Origin of the sequence: Hydrotalea sp., assembly GCF_049968455.1 — a bacterium.
Lineage (GTDB): Bacteria > Bacteroidota > Bacteroidia > Chitinophagales > Chitinophagaceae > Hydrotalea.
This window is the reverse complement of record NZ_JBMFQT010000001.1, coordinates 146,208-166,763: the sequence shown is the minus strand read 5'-3', so window position 1 is coordinate 166,763 and position 20,556 is coordinate 146,208. Positions and strand designations below refer to the sequence as shown.

General features: G+C 35.9%; 11 protein-coding genes. 2 read left to right on the top strand and 9 right to left on the bottom strand.

Annotated features, from left to right (window positions below; genetic code table 11):
* The coding region (locus ACP5P5_RS00715; RefSeq protein WP_428284206.1) for a lactonase family protein at nucleotides 1-922 on the top strand (922 nt) is incomplete at its 5' end.
* On the opposite strand, the gene thrC is transcribed toward ACP5P5_RS00715, so the two are convergent.
* Genes thrC through thrA form a run of 3 tightly spaced genes read right to left on the bottom strand, consistent with a single transcriptional unit; the run spans nucleotide 905 to nucleotide 5,648 of the window.
* On the bottom strand, nucleotides 905-2,203 hold the full coding sequence (gene thrC / locus ACP5P5_RS00710; protein WP_428284205.1) for a threonine synthase: 1,299 nt from the start codon (nucleotides 2,201-2,203) through the stop codon (nucleotides 905-907). The two genes, ACP5P5_RS00715 and thrC, sit on opposite strands and share 18 nt — an antisense overlap.
* A gap of 37 nt (nucleotides 2,204-2,240) precedes the next feature.
* Nucleotides 2,241-3,182, bottom strand: coding sequence for a homoserine kinase (locus ACP5P5_RS00705; protein ID WP_428284204.1), 942 nt, complete (start codon nucleotides 3,180-3,182; stop codon nucleotides 2,241-2,243).
* Nucleotides 3,183-3,209: 27 nt separating this feature from the next.
* Nucleotides 3,210-5,648, bottom strand: coding sequence for a bifunctional aspartate kinase/homoserine dehydrogenase I (gene thrA / locus ACP5P5_RS00700; protein WP_428284203.1), 2,439 nt, complete (start codon nucleotides 5,646-5,648; stop codon nucleotides 3,210-3,212).
* Nucleotides 5,649-5,985: 337 nt separating this feature from the next.
* Here thrA and ACP5P5_RS00695 point away from each other — a divergent pair, with 337 nt between their 5' ends.
* The gene (locus ACP5P5_RS00695) at nucleotides 5,986-8,559 is read left to right on the top strand and encodes a phosphoenolpyruvate carboxylase (protein ID WP_428284202.1); all 2,574 of its coding nucleotides are present in this window, start codon (nucleotides 5,986-5,988) and stop codon (nucleotides 8,557-8,559) included.
* Nucleotides 8,560-8,636: 77 nt separating this feature from the next.
* Here ACP5P5_RS00695 and nhaA read toward each other — a convergent pair whose 3' ends face one another.
* The 6 genes from nhaA to gltB all read right to left on the bottom strand — a co-directional run bounded on the left by nhaA (nucleotide 8,637) and on the right by gltB (nucleotide 20,440).
* Entirely contained in the window at nucleotides 8,637-9,860 is a 1,224-nt protein-coding gene (gene nhaA, locus ACP5P5_RS00690; RefSeq protein WP_428284201.1) for a Na+/H+ antiporter NhaA, read from the bottom strand.
* A 107-nt stretch (nucleotides 9,861-9,967) separates the two neighbouring features.
* Complete coding sequence (locus ACP5P5_RS00685) at nucleotides 9,968-11,566, bottom strand: ammonium transporter (RefSeq protein WP_428284200.1); 1,599 nt, start codon at nucleotides 11,564-11,566, stop codon at nucleotides 9,968-9,970.
* Nucleotides 11,567-11,607: 41 nt separating this feature from the next.
* Nucleotides 11,608-12,651 carry an outer membrane beta-barrel protein gene (locus ACP5P5_RS00680; RefSeq protein WP_428284199.1) on the bottom strand — a complete coding sequence of 348 codons (1,044 nt, stop codon included), beginning with the start codon at nucleotides 12,649-12,651 and terminating at the stop codon, nucleotides 11,608-11,610.
* Between the two features lie 80 nt (nucleotides 12,652-12,731).
* Nucleotides 12,732-14,147, bottom strand: coding sequence for an ammonium transporter (locus ACP5P5_RS00675; protein WP_428284198.1), 1,416 nt, complete (start codon nucleotides 14,145-14,147; stop codon nucleotides 12,732-12,734).
* Nucleotides 14,148-14,367: 220 nt separating this feature from the next.
* Nucleotides 14,368-15,876 (bottom strand): glutamate synthase subunit beta, encoded by a 1,509-nt coding sequence (locus ACP5P5_RS00670; protein WP_428284197.1) that lies wholly within the window; start codon nucleotides 15,874-15,876, stop codon nucleotides 14,368-14,370.
* Between the two features lie 43 nt (nucleotides 15,877-15,919).
* A complete protein-coding gene (gltB, locus tag ACP5P5_RS00665) occupies nucleotides 15,920-20,440 on the bottom strand; it encodes a glutamate synthase large subunit (RefSeq protein WP_428284196.1) in 4,521 nt (1,506 codons plus the stop codon).
* Nucleotides 20,441-20,556: the final 116 nt, after the last annotated feature.

Below are 20,556 nucleotides of genomic sequence, written 5' to 3'. Positions count from 1 at the left end.
GCAATATGTTTATGCAGTTAACGAAAATCATAAAGAGGTACCGGGTGGCGTAAGCGCTTTTTCATTTAATAAAAAAAATGGCACATTACAATTACTCAACTCTACTCCAAGTGGGGGCGATGATCCCTGTTATATTGATGTAGATGCTACAAATACATGGGCTGCAGTTGCTAATTATAGCAGTGGTAGTTTGTCTATGTTAAAAATAAATGCAGATGGATCTTTACAACCACTTGCCCAGAATATTGAACACCATGGTTATAGTGTAAATGTTACACGTCAGGAACAAGCACATGTGCATTGTACCATTTTTTCACCCGATAATAAATATTTATTTGTTGATGATTTAGGTACTGATAAAGTATATCAATATAAGTTTAACCCAAATAACAGTTCAGCACCTTTATCGGAAACAGATACGGCAATGTTTGATGTTCCGGATGGTTATGGCCCTAGGCACTTAACTTTTAGTCCTAATAGAAAATTTGCTTACTTAATTACTGAATTGGCGGGTAAAGTTATTTGTTTTGATTATGATAGTACAACAGGTCGTTTGCATGCTATACAAACCGTCAATTCCTGCACCGTTGGCGACCCTAAAGAAAGAGGTAGTGCTGATATACGTATAACCCCCGATGGTAAATATTTATATACCTCTAACAGAGGAAAGGCAAATGATATTACTATTTACAGAATTGCTGCAAATGGAACACTAACAGAATTGGGACATCAATCAAGCCTAGGCGTACATCCACGCAATTTTGCTATTGATCCAACAGGAAAATTTTTATTAGTAGCCAATCGCGATACGAACAACATTGTTGTATTTTCAATATATAAAAGCACCGGAATGCTTATGCCAACCGGTGTTCAAATAAAAACAGAAAAGCCTGTGTGTATTAAATTATTTCCTGTTCAATAAAAACTCTTTTAACGCTGAGAAATGTGCAGGCAATACTGTACTGTTTTGTGGTTTACTAAATAAATCTTGAATGCTCTCGGGAATAGGTACCTCTATTTGAGTAGCCTTTTTAACAACATCTGGAAATTTTACAGGATGGGCAGTCGCAGCTATATATCCTTTTAAATTAGGATGTTGCTGTAAATATTGATTTATTGCAGCAAAAGCCACTGCACCATGTGGGTCAAGTAAATAATGATGTTGTTGATAGACATCTTGTATGGTTTGTAAAGTTGTATCATCGTTAATACTATAACTACTTATTTTATTTTTTAGTGTTTGAAACGATTGATGAAAAATTTCTAGTATTCGAATAAAATTGCTGGGATTGCCCACGTCCATTGCATTTGAAAATGTTGGAATAGCTTTTTGTGGTTGATAAACACCCTTGTTTAAATAATCGGGTACAACTTTATTGGCATTACATGCTGCTATAAAGTGTTGTACAGGTAAACCTGATTCATGCGCAAGTATTGCTGCACAAATATTTCCGAAATTACCACTTGGTACTGATATAACGGGGGCCAATTGTTGCTGCCATTGTTGGTATGCGTAAAAATAATAAAGTTGCTGTGGTAACCATCTAGCTACATTAATCGAATTGGCAGAAGTGAGTGTATAATGTTGCTGTAAATCCTCATCTATAAAAGCATCTTTTACCATTGCTTGACAATCATCAAAGTTGCCCTCAATCTCCACTGCAGTAATATTATTGCCTTGTGTAGTTAGTTGTAATTCCTGCACCTTACTTACTTTATTTTTAGGAAATAAAATAATTACTTCAACACCTTGTACCCCTAAAAATCCATTAGCAACTGCACCACCTGTATCACCCGATGTGGCTACTAAAACAGTTACCGGTTTTGAACTAGTCCTATTAAAATAAGCTAAGCATCTACTCATAAATCTGGCCCCAACATCTTTAAATGCCAAGGTAGGTCCGTGAAACAACTCTAAAGCATGTATAGAAGGTGTAATGGGTATTAATGGGAATGGGAAGTTGATGGTTTCTTCAATAATTTTTCCCATTTGTTGAAGTGGCATACTGTTGCCTATATAGGGTAACATAACCGTAATGCCAATTTCAATTTTATTGTATTGATGAATATTATCAATAAATCCTTTTGGTAAAGTAGGAATGGTTTCAGGGAAATATAAACCCTTGTCTGGTGCTTGTCCTTGAATTGTAGCTTGTGCAAAATCAACTAACGGTGATTGTTTATTTAAACTATAATATTTCATTGTTCAAACTTTTCTTTTTGTAGCGTTGTTGTTCATTTTATTTTGAATCCAATATTTTTACACCTTCATGGTTAATGGTGGTAACATAGGTGTTATATGCCAATCCAATTTGGTTATAAACTTCTTGCATAATTTGTTCAAATGAATTGGCTATTTGTAATGTGGTGCTTAGCATAAAAATAGATGGGCCTGAGCCTGATATACCACCACCTAATGCACCTGCCTCTTTGCATTTACTTTTAATTTCATTAAATCCTGGTATAAGTATACTTCTAACGGGCTCAATAATTACATCTTCCAAACTTCTGCCAATTAAATCGTAATCGTGATGTATTAAGCCTGCTACCAAGCCCGCAATATTTCCCCATTGTTTAATGGCATCTTTTAATAAAATGTTCTGTTTTAAAATTTGCCTAGCATCAGCTGTACGAATTTCAATTTGTGGATGTATAATTGTAACGTACAAATCAGGGGCTTTAATTGGAATGATATCTAAAGGGAAAATAGAACGAATTAAGGTTACGCCGCCATATATAGCAGGGGCAATATTATCGGCATGCTTAACACCACTGGCAACTTTTTCACCAAACATAGCAAAGCGCACCAGTTCTTCTTTAGGAAAATAATTATTGATTAAATGGTTTGCTGCAACCACTACGCCGGCAGCACTAGCAGCACTTGAGCCAATGCCACTTCCAGGTTTAATATTTTTTTTGCTATGTAAAATTAATCCTGGAATTTCAGGAACTGCTTCTAAAAATGCTAATAGTGCGGCACCCGAAACATTTTCTTCAGGGTTTGCAGGTAAATCAAAAGCATCCTCCTGAATAATTTTTATGCCTTTTTCATTGCTGATTGTTAAGGTATAAATATCATTAGGTGCTTGTAATGCAAATCCTAAAATGTCAAAACCGCAAACCATATTGGCAACGGTTGCCGGACTACTAACGGTAACGCTTTGATGTTTAATTGTTATCATTTTCTAAGTGTGTCAGGTGACTTAAGATTATTGTGCTACTCTAATTATGTCGGCAAAAACACCTGATGCGGTAACGTCTGCACCTGCACCGGCACCCTTTACTACTAAGGGTTGTTCCAGATAACGTTTGGTATAGAAGAGCACAATATTATCTTTACCATATAAATGATAAAAATCCGAATTAGATGGAATAGCTCTTAATCCAACCTCTGCTTTTCCATTTTTAAACTCTGCCACAAACTTTAATTTGCAATTATTTTTTTGTGCATTCTCATATAATGTTTTGAAATGTAATTCATGAGCTGCTAATTCATTGTAAAAGTCTTCAACTGTTCCTTCCATACATGAGGCGGGAAGAAAACTATGGTTCTCAACTTCCTCAATTTCCATAGTTGTGCCTGATTCACGAGCCAATATCAAAATCTTGCGCATTACATCTGTTCCTCCTAAATCAAGCCTAGGGTCGGGTTCTGTGTAACCCTCATCTTGTGCACGTTTTACTATAGCAGCAAAAGGTTCCTTACCATCATAATGATTAAAAACATAGTTTAAAGTGCCTGATAAAACAGCTTGAATTGAATGAATGCTATCACCACTTTTCATCAAATCGTTTAAAGTTCCAATTATGGGTAATCCGGCACCCACATTGGTTTCAAAAAAATAAGAAGCATTATATTCTCGCGATAAGTTTTTTAATTTTTTATAATTGTTATAAGTTGATGCAGCTGCAATTTTATTACAAGCTACAACTGCTACAGAGTTGGCTAAAAGTTCGGCATATGTTTCAGCTACTTGTTCATTTGCTGTAACATCTACTAAAACACTGTTACGTAAATTTTTTGTAATAATGCTTTTTACAAATGAATGCAAATGCATGGCCGGTGCCTCATTTATTAAATGATGCCATTTTGATAAATCAATACCTTCATCATTAAACAACATATGTCTGCTATTTCCAATTCCGGTTATTCGTATTTGAATATTTAAATTTTCTAACAAATACTTTTGTTGTTGATTAATTTGTTCTATTAATTTACTGCCAACATTACCGGTTCCAACAATAAATAGATTTAATTGCTTGTAGGATGATTCAAAGAAAGCTTCATGTAAAACATTCACTGCTTTTTTTACATCTTTATTGGCTACTACTGCAGAAATATTTCGTTCTGAGGATCCTTGTGCAATAGCTCTTATATTAATGCCATTTCTTCCTAATGCAGCAAACATTTTCCCGGCAATACCCGGATGGCTCTTCATTTTATCACCAACTAATGCTACTATTGATAAATCGTGTTCTAATTTCAATGGCTCCAATTTTCCGGTATTAATTTCATGAGTAAAATGTTCATCAACAACTTGCTGCGCATTAATTGCATCTGCAGTATTTACTGCTACGCATATTGAGTGTTCGGAAGAGCTTTGAGTAATTAGAATTACATTGATGTTTGCAGAAGATAATGCCTCAAATAAGCGTTTAGAAAAACCGGGTATTCCCACCATACCGCTTCCTTCTAAACTTAATAAGCTAATAGCGTTGATGCTTGAAATGCCGGTAATTATTTCATTTTCTTTTTTAGAAATATTTTCAATAACGGTACCGGGTTGTTGTGGCTCAAAAGTATTTTTTATCCAAATAGGAATAAGTTGTTGCATGGCAGGTTGTATAGTAGGAGGGTAAATTACTTTGGCACCGAAATGCGATAATTCCATGGCCTCTTTATACGAAGTAGAAGGAATTGTTTTTGCATTACTTACCCAGCGAGGGTCAGCAGTCATCATGCCTGTAACATCTGTCCATATTTCTAAAGCATTGGCATGAATGGCTGCAGCAAAAATAGCTGCTGTATAATCAGAACCACCTCTGCCTAAAGTGGTTGTTAGTCCTGTTTCATTTGAAGCAATGAAACCCGGAGCTACAAATAGATTAGCATTGTTATTGTTAATAAATGTTTGAATATTTTTGTTGGTTTCAGAAAAATTTACTTGTGCAAATCCAAAGTTGCTATTGGTGATGATTAGTTTTCGACTATCTATCCAAACGTTTTTTATTTCAATGGCATTGAAATAGCTGGAAACAATTACAGACGATAGAAGTTCACCGTAACTGATAATTCTGTCTAATGTACGCTTGGAAAGTTCTTCTAATCTGAATACGCCTTCGCAAATATCTTCCAGTTCGTTAAATTTTTGTTTTACATTACTCAGACAACTACTTTGAGCAGTAATCGGCAATAAGTTTTTAATTGTATCTAAATGCCTAGTTTCTAAATTGGCTAACAATTGTTTGTAATCTTCATTTCCTTTAGAGGCTGTTTGACCGGTTTGTATTAGTGCATCTGTAACACCACCCAAGGCTGAAACCACAACTAAACAATGTTGGTTTTGTTGTGCGGCTACAATTTCGCCTACTTTTTTTATATTCTCTGCATTGGCTACTGACGAACCACCGAATTTCATTACTATCATAAAAAAAATTATTTGTATATAAAATTATATGCTATTTAAAATGTAAAAATTAAACTAAAGTGTATAGTTGTTTGAGGAACTAAAATCAGCAAAATTGCCCGGAGTATTATATAAATGTAGTATTACCCTTTACAGGGTAGTTGTTGTTGTGGTAGTAATAGCAAGTATGTTTAAAGTTGTGTACAACATTGCTAATAATAGGTGTTGAATTGATGACATTTATAATTTCGGTTGCTAAGATAAATAAAATTCAATAATTCTACCAAAATATTTATTAATTTTCAACCCTCAATTCCTTTTAGGATTCGTATCATTCGTTTAAATTATAAATTTTATTATGTCTGGTTCTGCAAATTTATCCGTATTTCAAAGTCAGGTAGCTATTAAATTTCAGTTATATAATAGTTTGTTTACATCTCTCCCTTTTCATAAAATTGAAAAAACAGGGATCTTGGTGTCAATGCTATTGTTGCATTGTGAAGAAGGATATAAGAAAAAGCAGGCCCCTGCAGAAATTATTGAACATTTTTTTCAAACACAAACAGAAATATTAACCGAACAAGAAAAAATTGATTTGTTATTTCGATTTGTTCAATATGTTGAACGACAAGTTGTTTTGTTTGATGCATTGGAAGATGCTGCTTTTCGCGAAGTAAATGACATGCAAGGTAAAGGTACTGTGAAGCAATTATTAATTGAAGCAGAACAAAAGCAATTGTTAGAAGTTTTAAAAAAACGAATGAATGATTTTCATATTCAATTAGTATTAACGGCACATCCAACTCAATTTTATAGAGGTGCTGTTTTAGGAATCATTCACGATTTATCGAGTGCTATTAATGCAAATAATGAAAAACAGATTTATACTTATTTACAGCAACTGGGTCGTACTCCATTTTTTCAACAACAAAAACCTACTCCTTACGATGAAGCAGTAAGTTTAATATGGTATTTAGAAAATGTTTTTTACCATGCTGCCGGGAAAATTATTTCTTACATGAAAGAAAATATGCCCGATTTATTACAGCCGCATCACACCATTTTGCGAATGGGTTTTTGGCCGGGTGGCGACCGTGATGGAAATCCATTTGTTACGAAAGATATTTCGGTAAAAGTGGCGAACTCATTACGAGAAAGTATTGTAAAATCATATTATACTGAAGTTCGTAAATTAAAACGCAGATTAACTTTTAAAGGTGTAGATACAGCATTAAGCAATTTGGAAAAAAGATTGTATGATAACTTGTTTGTTCCAGGGCATGCATTCGATTTAACCAAAGCCGAAATATTAGACGCACTCGAAAAAATTAAACATCAGTTAATTTATGAGTATAACCAATTATTTGTAGGGTTAGTTGAATCATTAATTAATAAAGTAGAGTTGTTTGGTTTACATTTTGCAACCTTAGATATAAGGCAGGATAGTAGTATTCACGGAAAAATTTACGAAAACATTATTGCTAACAGCACTATCTTACCCAAAAACTTTAATGATGTATCTGAAAATGAGCAATTGAATTTACTTGCTAATATTTCAAATGTTATAGATACTAATTTACTTACCGATGCAGTGCAAAAAGATACGCTGGAAATTGTTGGTGCTATCCGTCAAATTCAACAGTTAAATGGTGAAGCCGGTTGTAATCGTTATATCATTAGCCATTGCTTTAGTGCTGTGAATGTAATGGAAGTGTTTGGTATGTTTTTAATGATGGGATGGCCTAAAGAAAAAATGTCAATTGATATTGTTCCGCTTTTTGAAACTATTGACGATTTGCAAAATGCAGCACATATTATGGAAACGTTGTACCAACACAACGTGTATCGTGCTCATTTAAAACATCGGAATAACAAGCAAACCATTATGTTAGGCTTTAGCGATGGTACCAAAGATGGGGGTTATTTAATGGCAAATTGGAGTATTTATAAAACTAAAGAAGCTTTAACTGCTATTTCACAACAATACGGCATTGACGTTGTATTCTTTGATGGTAGGGGTGGCCCTCCTGCACGTGGTGGTGGAAAAACGCATCAGTTTTATGCTTCAATGGGTAAAAATATTTCCAATAAGGAAATTCAATTAACCATACAGGGGCAAACAGTAAGTTCAAATTTTGGAACTGTTGATTCAGCGCAATACAATGTAGAGCAACTGATACATGCAGGTATGTACAATGAAATATTTTCCAATAATGCTATTACTTTCAATGAAAAAGAAGAAGTGTTAATGAGTGAAATTGCTTCAACCAGCTATGATGCATTTCTGCAATTAAAAAATCATCCTTATTTCATTGATTTCTTAGTGCATGTTAGTCCTTTAAAATTGTATTCTGAAACCAATATAGGCAGTAGGCCTACCAAACGGGGCAGCTCAACCAAACTAACGTTAAACGATTTGCGTGCCATTCCATTTGTCGGTTCATGGAGTCAAATTAAGATTAATGTAACCGGCTATTTTGGTGTAGGCACTGCTTTGCAAACCGCTGAAAAGCAGGGCAAATGGAATGATATTAAAGCCCTGTATCAACATTCTTTATTTTTCAAAACACTGATTGATAATTGTGAAATGGCCATGCAGAAATGTTTTTTCCCATTAACTGCTTTTTTGGCACACGATGAAAAATACAGTGATATTTGGAATATGTTGTTTCATGAATATGAACTAACAAAAAAATATGTTTTATTGTTGAATGGTAAAACTACTTTGATGGCCGATTATCCCGTTGATCATTTATCTATACAAATGCGTGAAAGAATAGTACTGCCATTGGTTACCATTCAACAATACGCAATTACTAAAATCAGAGAATTTGAAAATATACCTTCAAAAGAAACGCTAAAAAATACTTACGAAAAACTGGCTATGCGTTGTTCATTTGGAATTATTAATGCCGGGAGGAATTCAGCATAAACTATTTAAATAAGGCCTTCTATAAAGAAGGCCTTTTGCTTTCTTTTATAAGAAAGTGCTCACAACTTAATAGGTGGTTAGTTTTGGTGAATAACCCAATTGTTGGCTTGCTTAGCCTTTAGCATTTGTTGTGAACGAGCTATTTTTATTTGTTTTATATCTAATATAAAAAAGTAAATACTGCTAATGGCAAATGATAAGCACATAGCTAATAAAATGGCTACCGTTGCTTCTTCTTTTAGGATAGAATGATCAAATGCCAGTGTTGTTGTAAAAATGGACATGGTAAAACCTATGCCGGCCAATGTTCCCATACCTATAAATTGAATCCAAGATGTTTTAGAGGGTAAATGTGCAATTTTGAAATATACTAATATCCGACTAAATAAAAAGATGCCAATTGGCTTACCAACTACTAAACCTAAAAGAATGCCCATACTAATGGGCGTAAATATATTTTGCCATATATTGTTAGGTAAGATTATTGCCGTATTGGCTAAAGCAAATAAAGGTAGAATGATGAAGTTGACAGGAGTATGAATTATTTTCTCTAGTTTGTTTAAACTGCTAATGGGTAGTGCTAATGCTACTAATACACCGGTTATTGCAGCTTCTATACCTGATTGATAAAGACAATACCATAACGCAATAGATATGATAATGTATAATGCTGAATTTTTTGTTTTAGTAAAATTCAACAGCAATAGGATGCCGTATAAAACTACTGCAACAATAAAATAATTTAAATGAATAGCACCACCATAAAAAAAAGTTACAATAATAATTGCACCCAAATCATCAATAATAGCTAAAGCCATTAAAAATATTTTTAGGGAAACAGGGAATCTTTTTCCTATGATAGAAGCAATGCCTAATGAAAATGCTATATCTGTTGCAGTTGGAATACCCCATCCGGATAAATGACCTGAGGTTCGGTTGAATAAAAAATATAATAATGCAGGTACAACCATTCCACCTAAAGCTGCTCCAAAAGGTAGTATTGCTTTTTTGAAAGCAGATAATTCACCATTGCTCAATTCTCGTTTTATTTCAGTTCCGGCTAAAAGAAAAAAGAATGACATGAGTGCGGCATTAATGAAGCTTAAAGGGGTGTTAGGAAAAATTTCAGCATCGGTTTTTAGAATGCTTTTATGCCAAAATAAAAGATAGTTGTGCGTAAATGTTGCATTTGAAAGCACTATTGATACTAATGTGCATGTTATTAATAAAATTCCGGTTACCCTACTATCGTTTAATAGTAACCTAAATGGTTGGATAGCTTTTTTAATTTTTGGATACATATAGTAAATGTTTAATTTAATAATGATAGAAGGGAAGGGGTTTTGCAACCCCATCCCTGTGTATCCCTCCTCATGTTTATTTATAAAAACATTTTATTGATCATTGATTAATCAACATATCCCAACACGCCGGTCTCCGGAATATCTAAACCGGCAATTTCATCCGCTTCTTTTGTTCTTAAAGGAATTACTTTGTTAAGTAGTTTAAAAAACACATACATCACTACAAATACAAAAACAAAACAGGTAATTGTGCCAATGCATTGGGCAATAAATTGTTTGTAATCACCATAAAACAAACCTTTTACTGTGCCTGAAACGCCATTCCAACCATCACCATACGATCCATCGGCAAATAAACCAAGCGCTAACACACCCCAAGCTCCATTTGCGCCATGTACAGCAAATGCTCCAACAGGGTCATCAATTTTTAATTTGGTATCTACAAAATTGTATACTAATATCACCAGTATGCCTGAAATAGCACCAATAATAACTGCTGATATTGCTGTAACAAATGCACAGGGTGCTGTTATGGCAACTAAGCCCGCCAGCATTCCATTTGCAACCATGCCGGGGTCAGCTTTTCCGCCCTTAATGTACATGTAAAACAATGCTGCAATAGCACCGGCTGCGGAGGCTAACATTGTATTTACTGCAACAATGCTAATACGTAAATCACCACCGGCTAATGTTGATCCTGGATTAAATCCAAACCAACCGAATGCTAAAATAAACGTACCAATAATGGCCATTGGAATATTATGTCCGGGAATGGTTTTTACTGATCCATCTTTTCCATATTTACCATAACGTGGACCAATTACTATTGCTCCTGCTAAAGCTGCAACGCCGCCAACCATATGAACAACAGAAGAGCCAGCAAAATCAACATGACCATGTCCCAGACCAAAATTGGTGCCTAAAGCTGAAAGCCATCCACCGCCCCATACCCAATTTCCATAAAGTGGGTAAACAAACATGGAGATAAAGAAGCCATATACAATAAATGATTTTAAAGTCCAACGTTCAGCCATTGACCCGGTAGGAATTGTGGCAGTTGTATCCATGAAAACCATTTGGAATAAAAACAACGTAAATACCCCTACGTCATAAACCTTACTGTTTAAAAAGTAGGCAGCAGTTCCGGCAATGCCAAAATCTTTACCAAATAAATGAATAATTACTTCATGACTGGAAACGCCCGGTGCACCACCCAATGTTGCAGGATTTAAAGATCCGCCAAACATAATAGCAAATCCAACTATCCAAAATCCTAACATGCCAATTGCATAAATTAAAAAATTCATGAGCATGGTATGTGCCACATTTTTCTTTTGTGTAAATCCTGTTTCAACCATGGCAAATCCTGCCTGCATAAACATTACCAAAAATCCGGCAATTAAGGTCCACATAATATTAATTGCAATTTTATTGTGGCCATCTGCATCTCCAATACTATGAACTGTGCTTGCTAATTGGCTAATATGTTCAGCCAATTTTGCGGTACTACTATCTTTTGCTTTGCTTATTGTATCTAAAGTTTTAACGGCTGATGTATCAATATCCGCTAATGTCCCGGTTTTGGCTCCTGTGGGGTCTTGTGCAAAACTGTGCAATGGTATAAATGTTATTATAAATACAAATAATAATATTATCGTATATAAATATTTTTTTCCTAAAAAGGATGGTTTTGATTTTTCCATGATAATAAGTTTGATTTTAGTTAGTTTGGTTTTGGTGTAGGTTAGAATTTGTAAACGGCTGCAAGAAGGCAGCTGTTATCATTTTTGCTGGAATTATATAAACTGCTCTTAGAGAAAATGGCCGATTGTGAATTATCTATTCTAAATTCCGGAATGAGTGTAAGATTATTAATGTGAATATTTCCAGAAAGTGTTGTAGCAAAAATAGCTGCACCAACACCTGCCACATTTTTTTTGTCGTTAAAATATTCATTCCTTAAAGTGAACCCAACTGTTTTGTTGATGTCGTAATTAATGTACAATGCATTGCTAGTCCAGTTATTACTTACTCCATTTTCATGCACGGTTTTAATAGTCCCGTCATAATCAAGGCTTAGTTTATCTGATAGCGTTGCATTCAATACTAAGTCGAATTGATTAAAACCTGTACCACCTTGGAAATTGAGGAAGGCTTTAAAATGATCATCTTTAGTACCTGTGCTTATTTGCGCCAATGCCACCTTGTTAGATGAGGAAGTGGTTGTATAATCTGTTGGATTGGCTATTCCTACCATGATGGCAGTTTTGCCCCCCAAAGAAATATCGGCTTTAATACCGGTATGAAAGAATGGGCCGTAGGAAAACCCATAACTCATACTGTAGTTTCTGTTAGCGTAAGCATCTAATACTTCATAGCCAATGAAGGTGCCAAATTTTCCGGCAGTGAAGGTTAAATTTTTAAATGGGTGATAGGTGAGGAATAGTTGTTTAATAGCAGCCATAGTGCCCACATCGTTATAGGAATAACTTTCGGCACGTTGTCCAAAACCTAAATCAGCAGTAGCGCTTACTTTTCCAAAAGTTTGATCTACCCTTACAGAAGCCATGCCCAATTCAAATGAATTTTTAGAATTGGTAAAACTTGTTAAGCTGTTTGTTTTACTGTCGGAAGCAGGGTCTGTAAAATCGGTTCTGTAATAAGCATCTACTGAATAGCTGAAAGTGGTAGAGCTCGTTTCCAATTTTTTGGTAGTGTCGGTTTGTGCTTCAATAGAAGTGACCGCTGCAAAACTTATTGCAGTTAGTTGGCAAATTTTCTTTAACATTGTGGTTGGTTTTTTGTTAATAAAAGGGTACAGCAAATAGGCTTGGTCAGAAGTTTGTTACCTGCTGTACCTTTTTTGTGTTATGATGCATGCATGATAATTTCTTTTTGAGTGATTAATCCCGGTTCTGTTTCTTCAATTTTTTCTACAATTAATGTTCCTTGTACGTATTTTTCATCGTGTTGTGATTTGTCCAATCCCACTTCTTCTTCTGCCAAACTAACTCTCAGCGGTAAAATGAAGTTGATGAATTTAAAAATAGCAAATGACATGATGAAGCTATAGGCTACAACTATTAGCATGGCTTTCATTTGGATAAAGAATAAAGCCGCATTGCCATAAAACCATCCATTATTACCTGCAGCATTTACTGCTTTGGTAGCTAATAATCCGGTTAACAACATGCCTACAATACCCCCTAAACCATGACAAGGAAATACATCCAGTGTATCATCTAATTTCGACTTTGATTTATAGTAAACAGCAATATTCGAAATAACTGCAGCAATTACACCCACAAATATGCTTTGAGGAATACCAATAAATCCCGAAGCGGGTGTAATGGCTACTAAACCCACAACAGCCCCAATACAAAATCCTAAAACAGAAGGTTTTTTACCTTTCATTGCATCAAAAAACATCCAGGAACAACCTGCAGCGGCGGCTGCAATACTGGTGGTTGCAAATGCTGATACGGCTAATGAGTTGGCTGCTAATGCAGAGCCTGCATTAAAACCAAACCAGCCAAACCACAATAAACCGGTGCCAATTAATACGTAGGGAATATTAGCTGGTGGAATTTCACGTTGTTCAATATGAACTTTTCTACGTTTTAAAACCAAAGCACCTGATAAAGCTGCACAACCGGCTGATATGTGTACAACCGTTCCACCGGCAAAATCTAATACGCCCATTTTAGCTAAAAATCCATCAGGATGCCATGTCCAATGAGCAATTGGTGCATAAACCAATAAACTAAATAAAGCAATAAATAAAATATAAGCTGTAAACCGAATGCGTTCAGCAACGGCCCCTACTACCAATCCGGGAGTAATGATGGCAAACATTAATTGAAATAGGGCGAATAAGGTAAGAGGAATTGTTGGAGCACCCGTCCATGGAGCGCCGGAAGCAACATTTTTAAAGAAAAAGTGGGTAGAAGGATTACCTATAAAGCCCCCTATTGAGGGTCCAAAAGCCAAGCTGTAGCCCACTACAATCCATAAAATACTAACAATACCGGCTGCAACCACACTTTTAATCATAGTTGAAAGCACGTTTTTGCGATGTACCATGCCGCCATAAAAAAAAGCCAAACCTGGTGTCATTAAAAATACCAATGCAGTTGCAACCAAAATCCAAGCAATATCTGCGGTGTTATATTGTCCTTTTGTGTCTGCAAAATCGGGGATAGTTGGAACGAATAATGCTGCAATTGCTACAAGGGCTAATAAGGTAAAAGGGGCAATTGTTTTAAATGACAGTTTGTTTACCATGATGCTTATTTTATGTTATAAAAATAAATATATTTATTTTTTTTTGCTAAAATAACAAAAAAATTATAAAAATAAAATAAATTATCAAATGTAAATATATATAATATGATTATAAAAAAAACATTCTTTTGTTAAGTTATTGATTTTCATTGAATATTGTTTGATAAATAAAAAAGCCGCTCATTTTAGCGGCTAAAAAAAGTATTAAAAAATAATTAATTTATGCAATTTCCCAAAGAGATGCATCTTTTGTTTCTAAAACTGACTGTCCCATTAAAAATTCATCCACTTTACGGGCACATTCTCTGCCTTCACTAATTGCCCATACTACTAATGATTGTCCGCGACGCATATCACCGGCTGTAAATATTTTAGTAATATTAGTTTGGTAATTTTTTTCAGAAGCTTTTACATTGCCTCTTTCATCTAATTCTACATCTAATTCCTCCAATAAACCGGAATGTTCAGGATGCACAAAACCCATGGCTAATAAAGCTAACTCACAAGGCAAATCTCTTTCTGTACCCTGTATTTCTACAAACCGAGTTGGCTTGCCATCATTACTAACCGTCCATTCAACATCAACTACTTTTACGGCTTTTAATTTCCCATTTTCATCACCTAAGAATGATTTGGTAACAATGGCCCAATGGCGATTGGCCCCTTCTTCATGTGAAGTAGTTGTTTTTAATAGAATGGGGTAGGTAGGCCAGGGCATGAATGCTGTACGACTTTCAGGTGGTTTGGGTAATAATTCAAACTGGGTTACTGATTTAGCCTTATGGCGATTGGAAGTGCCTACGCAATCGCTACCTGTATCACCTCCGCCAATTACAATTACATTTTTGTTAGTGGCCATTACTTCATAAGTAAGCATATTGCTTTCTATGGTATTACCCGTAGATGTTGTAGTTGGTTTACTGGCTACTCTTTTATTGTTTTGTTTTAAAAACTGCATGGCAAAATAAACTCCCTCTAGTTCTCTGCCAGGTATAGGTAAATCTCTTGGTGTAGTAGAACCACCGGCCAACACTATGGCATTAAATTCTCGCAGTAAATCGTTAATACTCACATTTACACCCACATTGGTGTTGCACTTAAATACAATACCTTCTTGCTCCATTAATTGAATTCTTCTATCCAATACCGATTTTTCCAATTTAAAATCGGGTATACCATATCTTAATAAACCACCGGGTGCATCATCGCGTTCAAATACAGTAACACTATGGCCTGCATAATTTAGTTGAGCAGCCGCCGCTAATCCGGCAGGTCCTGAACCTATAATGGCTACTTTTTTCCCGGTACTTACATTGGGTTTTCTAGGTTGTACAAATCCTTTTTCAAATGCAATTTCAATAATGTGTTTTTCAATTTCTTCAATGGTAACTGCGGGGCGATTAATGCCTAATACGCAAGCACTTTCACAAGGGGCAGGGCAAATGCGTCCGGTAAATTCCGGAAAATTATTGGTTGAAATTAATATTTCATAAGCTTCCTGCCAATTGGCGTTATATACTGCATCATTAAATTCAGGAATTACATTTCCCAACGGACAACCATTGTGGCAAAAAGGAACACCGCAATTCATGCATCGTGCAGATTGTTGATTTAATTGTTCTGCTGTGAAAGGAAGTACAAATTCTTTATAGTCGTTAATACGTTCTTTAACCGGTCTTTTTTGGGGTAATTCTCTTTCAAATTCCAAGAATCCTGTTGTTTTTCCCATAATGAAATTTTTTAAATAATGTTAGTTGATGCAATAAGTTGAATTATTTTTTTTGTGTGACGGTTGCTTTGTTTTTTTCTTGTAACACTTTTTTATAATCTCGTGGGAACACTTTAATAAAGTTTTTTAATTGATTTTCAAAATCATCTAAAACAAACTTGGCAACAGTACTTCCGGTATATTGATGGTGTTGCTGAATGAGTTGAAATAATTCACGGCTGTCCTGTTCATCTAATGGATCTAAATCAACCATTTCAGTGTTGCAATTGGTTTTGAAATTATTGTTGACATCGTACACATAGGCAGTTCCGCCACTCATGCCTGCAGCAAAGTTTCGACCTGTATTACCTAATACTACCACTTTACCACCGGTCATATATTCACATCCATGATCGCCAACACCTTCTGTAACCGCAATAGCGCCGGAATTTCTAACGGCAAAACGTTCCCCTGCTTTTCCTCTAATAAATGCTTCCCCTGAAGTAGCACCATACAGGGCTACATTGCCGATTATGATATTATTTTCCGGCACAAATGAAGCTTGTTTGGGCGGATAAACTATCAGTTTAGCACCGCTTAAACCCTTTCCAAAATAATCATTGGCATCGCCTTCCAATTCTAACGTAATGCCATTTGTGTTGAAAGCGCCAAAACTTTGTCCGGCAGTTCCCAAAAATTTAAAATGTATAGTATTTTCAGGAAGTCCTTTTGAACGATATCGTTTCGTAATTTCATTTGAAAGAATAGCGCCAACAGTTCTGTCTGTGTTTTTAATATTGAATTGTGCTTGTACTTTTTTTGCTTCTTCTAAAGCCGGTTTTGCTTTTTCCAATAATTGCCAATCAAGTACATTGTCTAATCCATGATCTTGTGTTTCCTGCTGGTATAAACTAACATATGGTGAAGCAGGTTGCTTATATAAAATTGGTGAAAGATCGAGGTGTTGATATTTCCAATGATGAATATTATCACGAACTGTAAGATTATCAACCTGTCCTACCATTTCGTTTATGGTTCTAAAGCCCAATTCGGCCATAATTTCACGCAATTCCTGTACAATAAATTGGAAGAAATGAATAACGTGGTCGGGATTGCCGGTAAATTGTTTTCTAAGTACTTCATCTTGTGTAGCAATACCTACCGGACATGTATTGAGGTGGCATTTACGCATCATAATACAACCTTCTACAACTAATGCTGCAGTTGCTGCGCCCCATTCTTCAGCACCCATTAAAGTTGCAATAGCAATGTCTCTGCCGGTTTTCATTTGGCCATCAGCTTGTAAAACCACTCTGCTGCGTAATTTATTTTTTACTAAGGTTTGGTGCGCTTCTGCTAATCCCAATTCCCATGGTAAACCTGCATGTTTAATGGAGCTAATGGGTGAGGCGCCAGTACCGCCATCATACCCGGAAATAAGAATTACATCTGCTTTAGCTTTTGCAACACCGGCAGCAATGGTTCCTACGCCTGCCTTCGCAACCAATTTAACACTAATGCGTGCTTTGCGATTGGCGTTCTTTAAATCATATATTAATTGTGCTAAATCTTCAATCGAATAAATATCGTGATGGGGCGGGGGTGAAATTAATCCCACACCAGGTGTTGCGTGCCGTACTTTCCCAATCCATTCATCAACTTTATGTCCGGGCAATTGTCCACCTTCACCCGGCTTTGCACCTTGTGCCATTTTAATTTGCAATTCATCGGCTTCGGTTAAATATAAACTGGTTACACCAAAGCGTGCAGAGGCAACTTGTTTAATAGCGCTGCGCATACTATCGCCATTGGGTAAAGGAGTATATCTTATTTCGTCCTCGCCACCTTCGCCGGTATTGCTTTTTGCACCAAGACGATTCATGGCAATAGCCAATGTACTATGTGCTTCATGCGAAATAGACCCGAAACTCATTGCACCTGTAGCAAAGCGTTTGTAAATGTTTTCTGCAGGTTCTACTTCGTCAATGGATATGGGTTGTCTTGTTCTTTTAAAATCTAATAAACTGCGAATAGTGCATGCTTTTGCGCCCTGCTCATTAATAAGCTTTGCGTACTTTTTGTAGGTATTATAATCATTCATTCGTGTAGCATATTGCAATAAATGAATGGTTTGAGGATTGAACAAATGTTCTTCTCCTTTTCTTTTCCATTGATATAACCCACCAACTGCTAACCGCTGAACAGGTGCTTCTTTTTTACTGAAAGCTAATTGGTGTTTTGCCAAAGCTTCACGAGCAATTTCATCTAACCCCATTCCTTGAATACGGGAAGTGGCACCGGTAAAATATTTATCAACTACGGATTGATTCAATCCCACAATTTCAAAAATTTGCGCACCCTGGTAGGATTGTAAGGTTGAAATACCCATTTTGGAAAACACTTTCAATAATCCATCACAAACTGCTTTAATATAATTTTTCTTCAACTGATCAGCATCTTGTTCTGTTTTTAATTGTCCATCCATCTTCATATCACGAATGGTTGACAACGCTAAATATGGGTTAATTGCAGTTGCACCAAAACCAATTAAACAGGCAAAATGGTGTACTTCCCAAACATCGCCTGCCTCAACAATAATACCTACTTGCCCACGATATCCTTTTCTAATTAAATGGTGATGTACAGCAGCAGTTGCTAATAAAGTTGGAATAGGTGCATGTTCACTATCAATTGCGCGATCGGAGAGAATGAGTACTTCAAAGCCATCTTCAACAGCATCAACTGCATAACGACAAAGTCGGTCAATACCTTTTTGTAATGAACCGGGTTGTCCATCAGCACGGAAATAGGTTTGAAGTGTCTTTGCTTGAAAAATTCCGGTATCAATACTTCTAATTTTTTCTAATTCGTGGTTGTTTAGAATTGGATGCTTCAGTGCTACACTATGGCAATCAAGCGGATCTTCTACCAATATGTTTCCATTGTTCCCTGCAAATGTGGCAAGGCTCATCACCATCTTTTCGCGAATAGGATCTATAGGTGGATTAGTAACCTGCGCAAACAATTGTTTAAAATAATGGCTTAAATGCTGTGGTTGATTACTTAAAATGGCCAATGGTGTATCAGTACCCATAGAACCGATGGGTTCTTTCCCATCTAATGCCATAGGGGCAATAATGGTTTCTAAATCTTCTGTGGTGTAGCCAAACGCTTTATGATATTTAAATACCTGATCGTGATGTAAATGGGTAAACGTTACCCTGGGTTCAGGTAATTCTTCCAAACGAATTTTATATTTGTTTAACCATTCTGCATAAGGCTTTCTGGAACAAATATCTTTCTTCAATTCTTCATCACTAATAATTCTACCTTGTTCCATATCAACCACAAACATTTTGCCGGGTTGTAGGCGACCTTTTTCAATTATTAGCTCAGGATCAACGGGCAATACGCCGGTTTCAGAAGCCATAATTACTCTATCATCTTTTGTTACACAGTAACGTGATGGGCGTAATCCATTTCTGTCTAAAGTGGCACCAATTATTTTGCCATCGGTAAATGAAATGGAAGCAGGCCCGTCCCAAGGTTCCTGAAAAGCTGCATGAAACTCATAGAACGCTTTTTTTACCGGATCCATTTGTTCATTACCATCCCAAGCTTCCGGAATCAGCATCATCATTACATGCGGAAGTGATCGACCTGATAAGGTTAGCAATTCAATCATGTTATCTAAACAAGCAGAATCAGACTGGTTTTCAGAAACAATGGGCAAAAGCATTTCCATTTCTTCTTTAGTGAAATAAGGTGTAGTGAATCCTTTCTCACTGGTTTTTAACCAGTTTAAGTTGCCTTGTAATGTATTGATTTCGCCATTGTGTGCAATGTAACGGAATGGTTGTGCTAATTTCCATGAAGGAAATGTGTTGGTAGCAAAGCGAGAGTGTACCAAGCCAAATGCACTTACTACTCTTTTATTTTGCAGATCGGGAAAATAAGTGCGAACCTGCATGCTGGTTAATTGCCCCTTGTAAACAATTGTTTTATAAGAAAGTGAAGCAATGTAAAAACCAATATTATCTTTTTTTACAGTATTTTGAATTGTATGTGTAGCATAGTTTCTTAATACAAATAATTTTCTTTCAAATGCATCGGCATGGTTAATATGATCGGGGCATGCTATAAATACTTGTTCAATTTCAGGTTCTACTGAAAGAGCTGTTGCGCCTATGTTTGAAGGATTAACAGGCACTTTTCTATAGGCAAGAATTTCAAGTCCGAGTGTTTCAGCAGCTCTGTTAAATATATCGCGGCATTCTTCCTTTAATCGAATATCTTTTGGGAAGAAGATCATGCCAACTCCGTATTTTCCAAAACTGGGCAGATGTACTCCAAGTTTTACACATTCTTCAAAGAAAAATTCATGGGGTAGTTGAATCATAATACCTGCACCATCGCCCGTATTGTTTTCGCATCCGCAGGCTCCTCTATGCTCCATGTTTTCTAAAATGGTAAGTGCATCTAATACATTTTGATGCGACTTATTGCCTTTAATATTGGCAACGAAACCAATACCACAAGCATCATGTTCAAAAGCAGGGTTGTATAAACCTTCGTTTGCAGCCATTGTGTTGTTAAAGTTTACCATTGTTGTTTGAATTATTTTATGTAATGGCGGTAATCGTTCAAATATATTTAATTTTTTGGGAAAATTGTTTAAATTATCTAAGTTTTTGCTTAAAA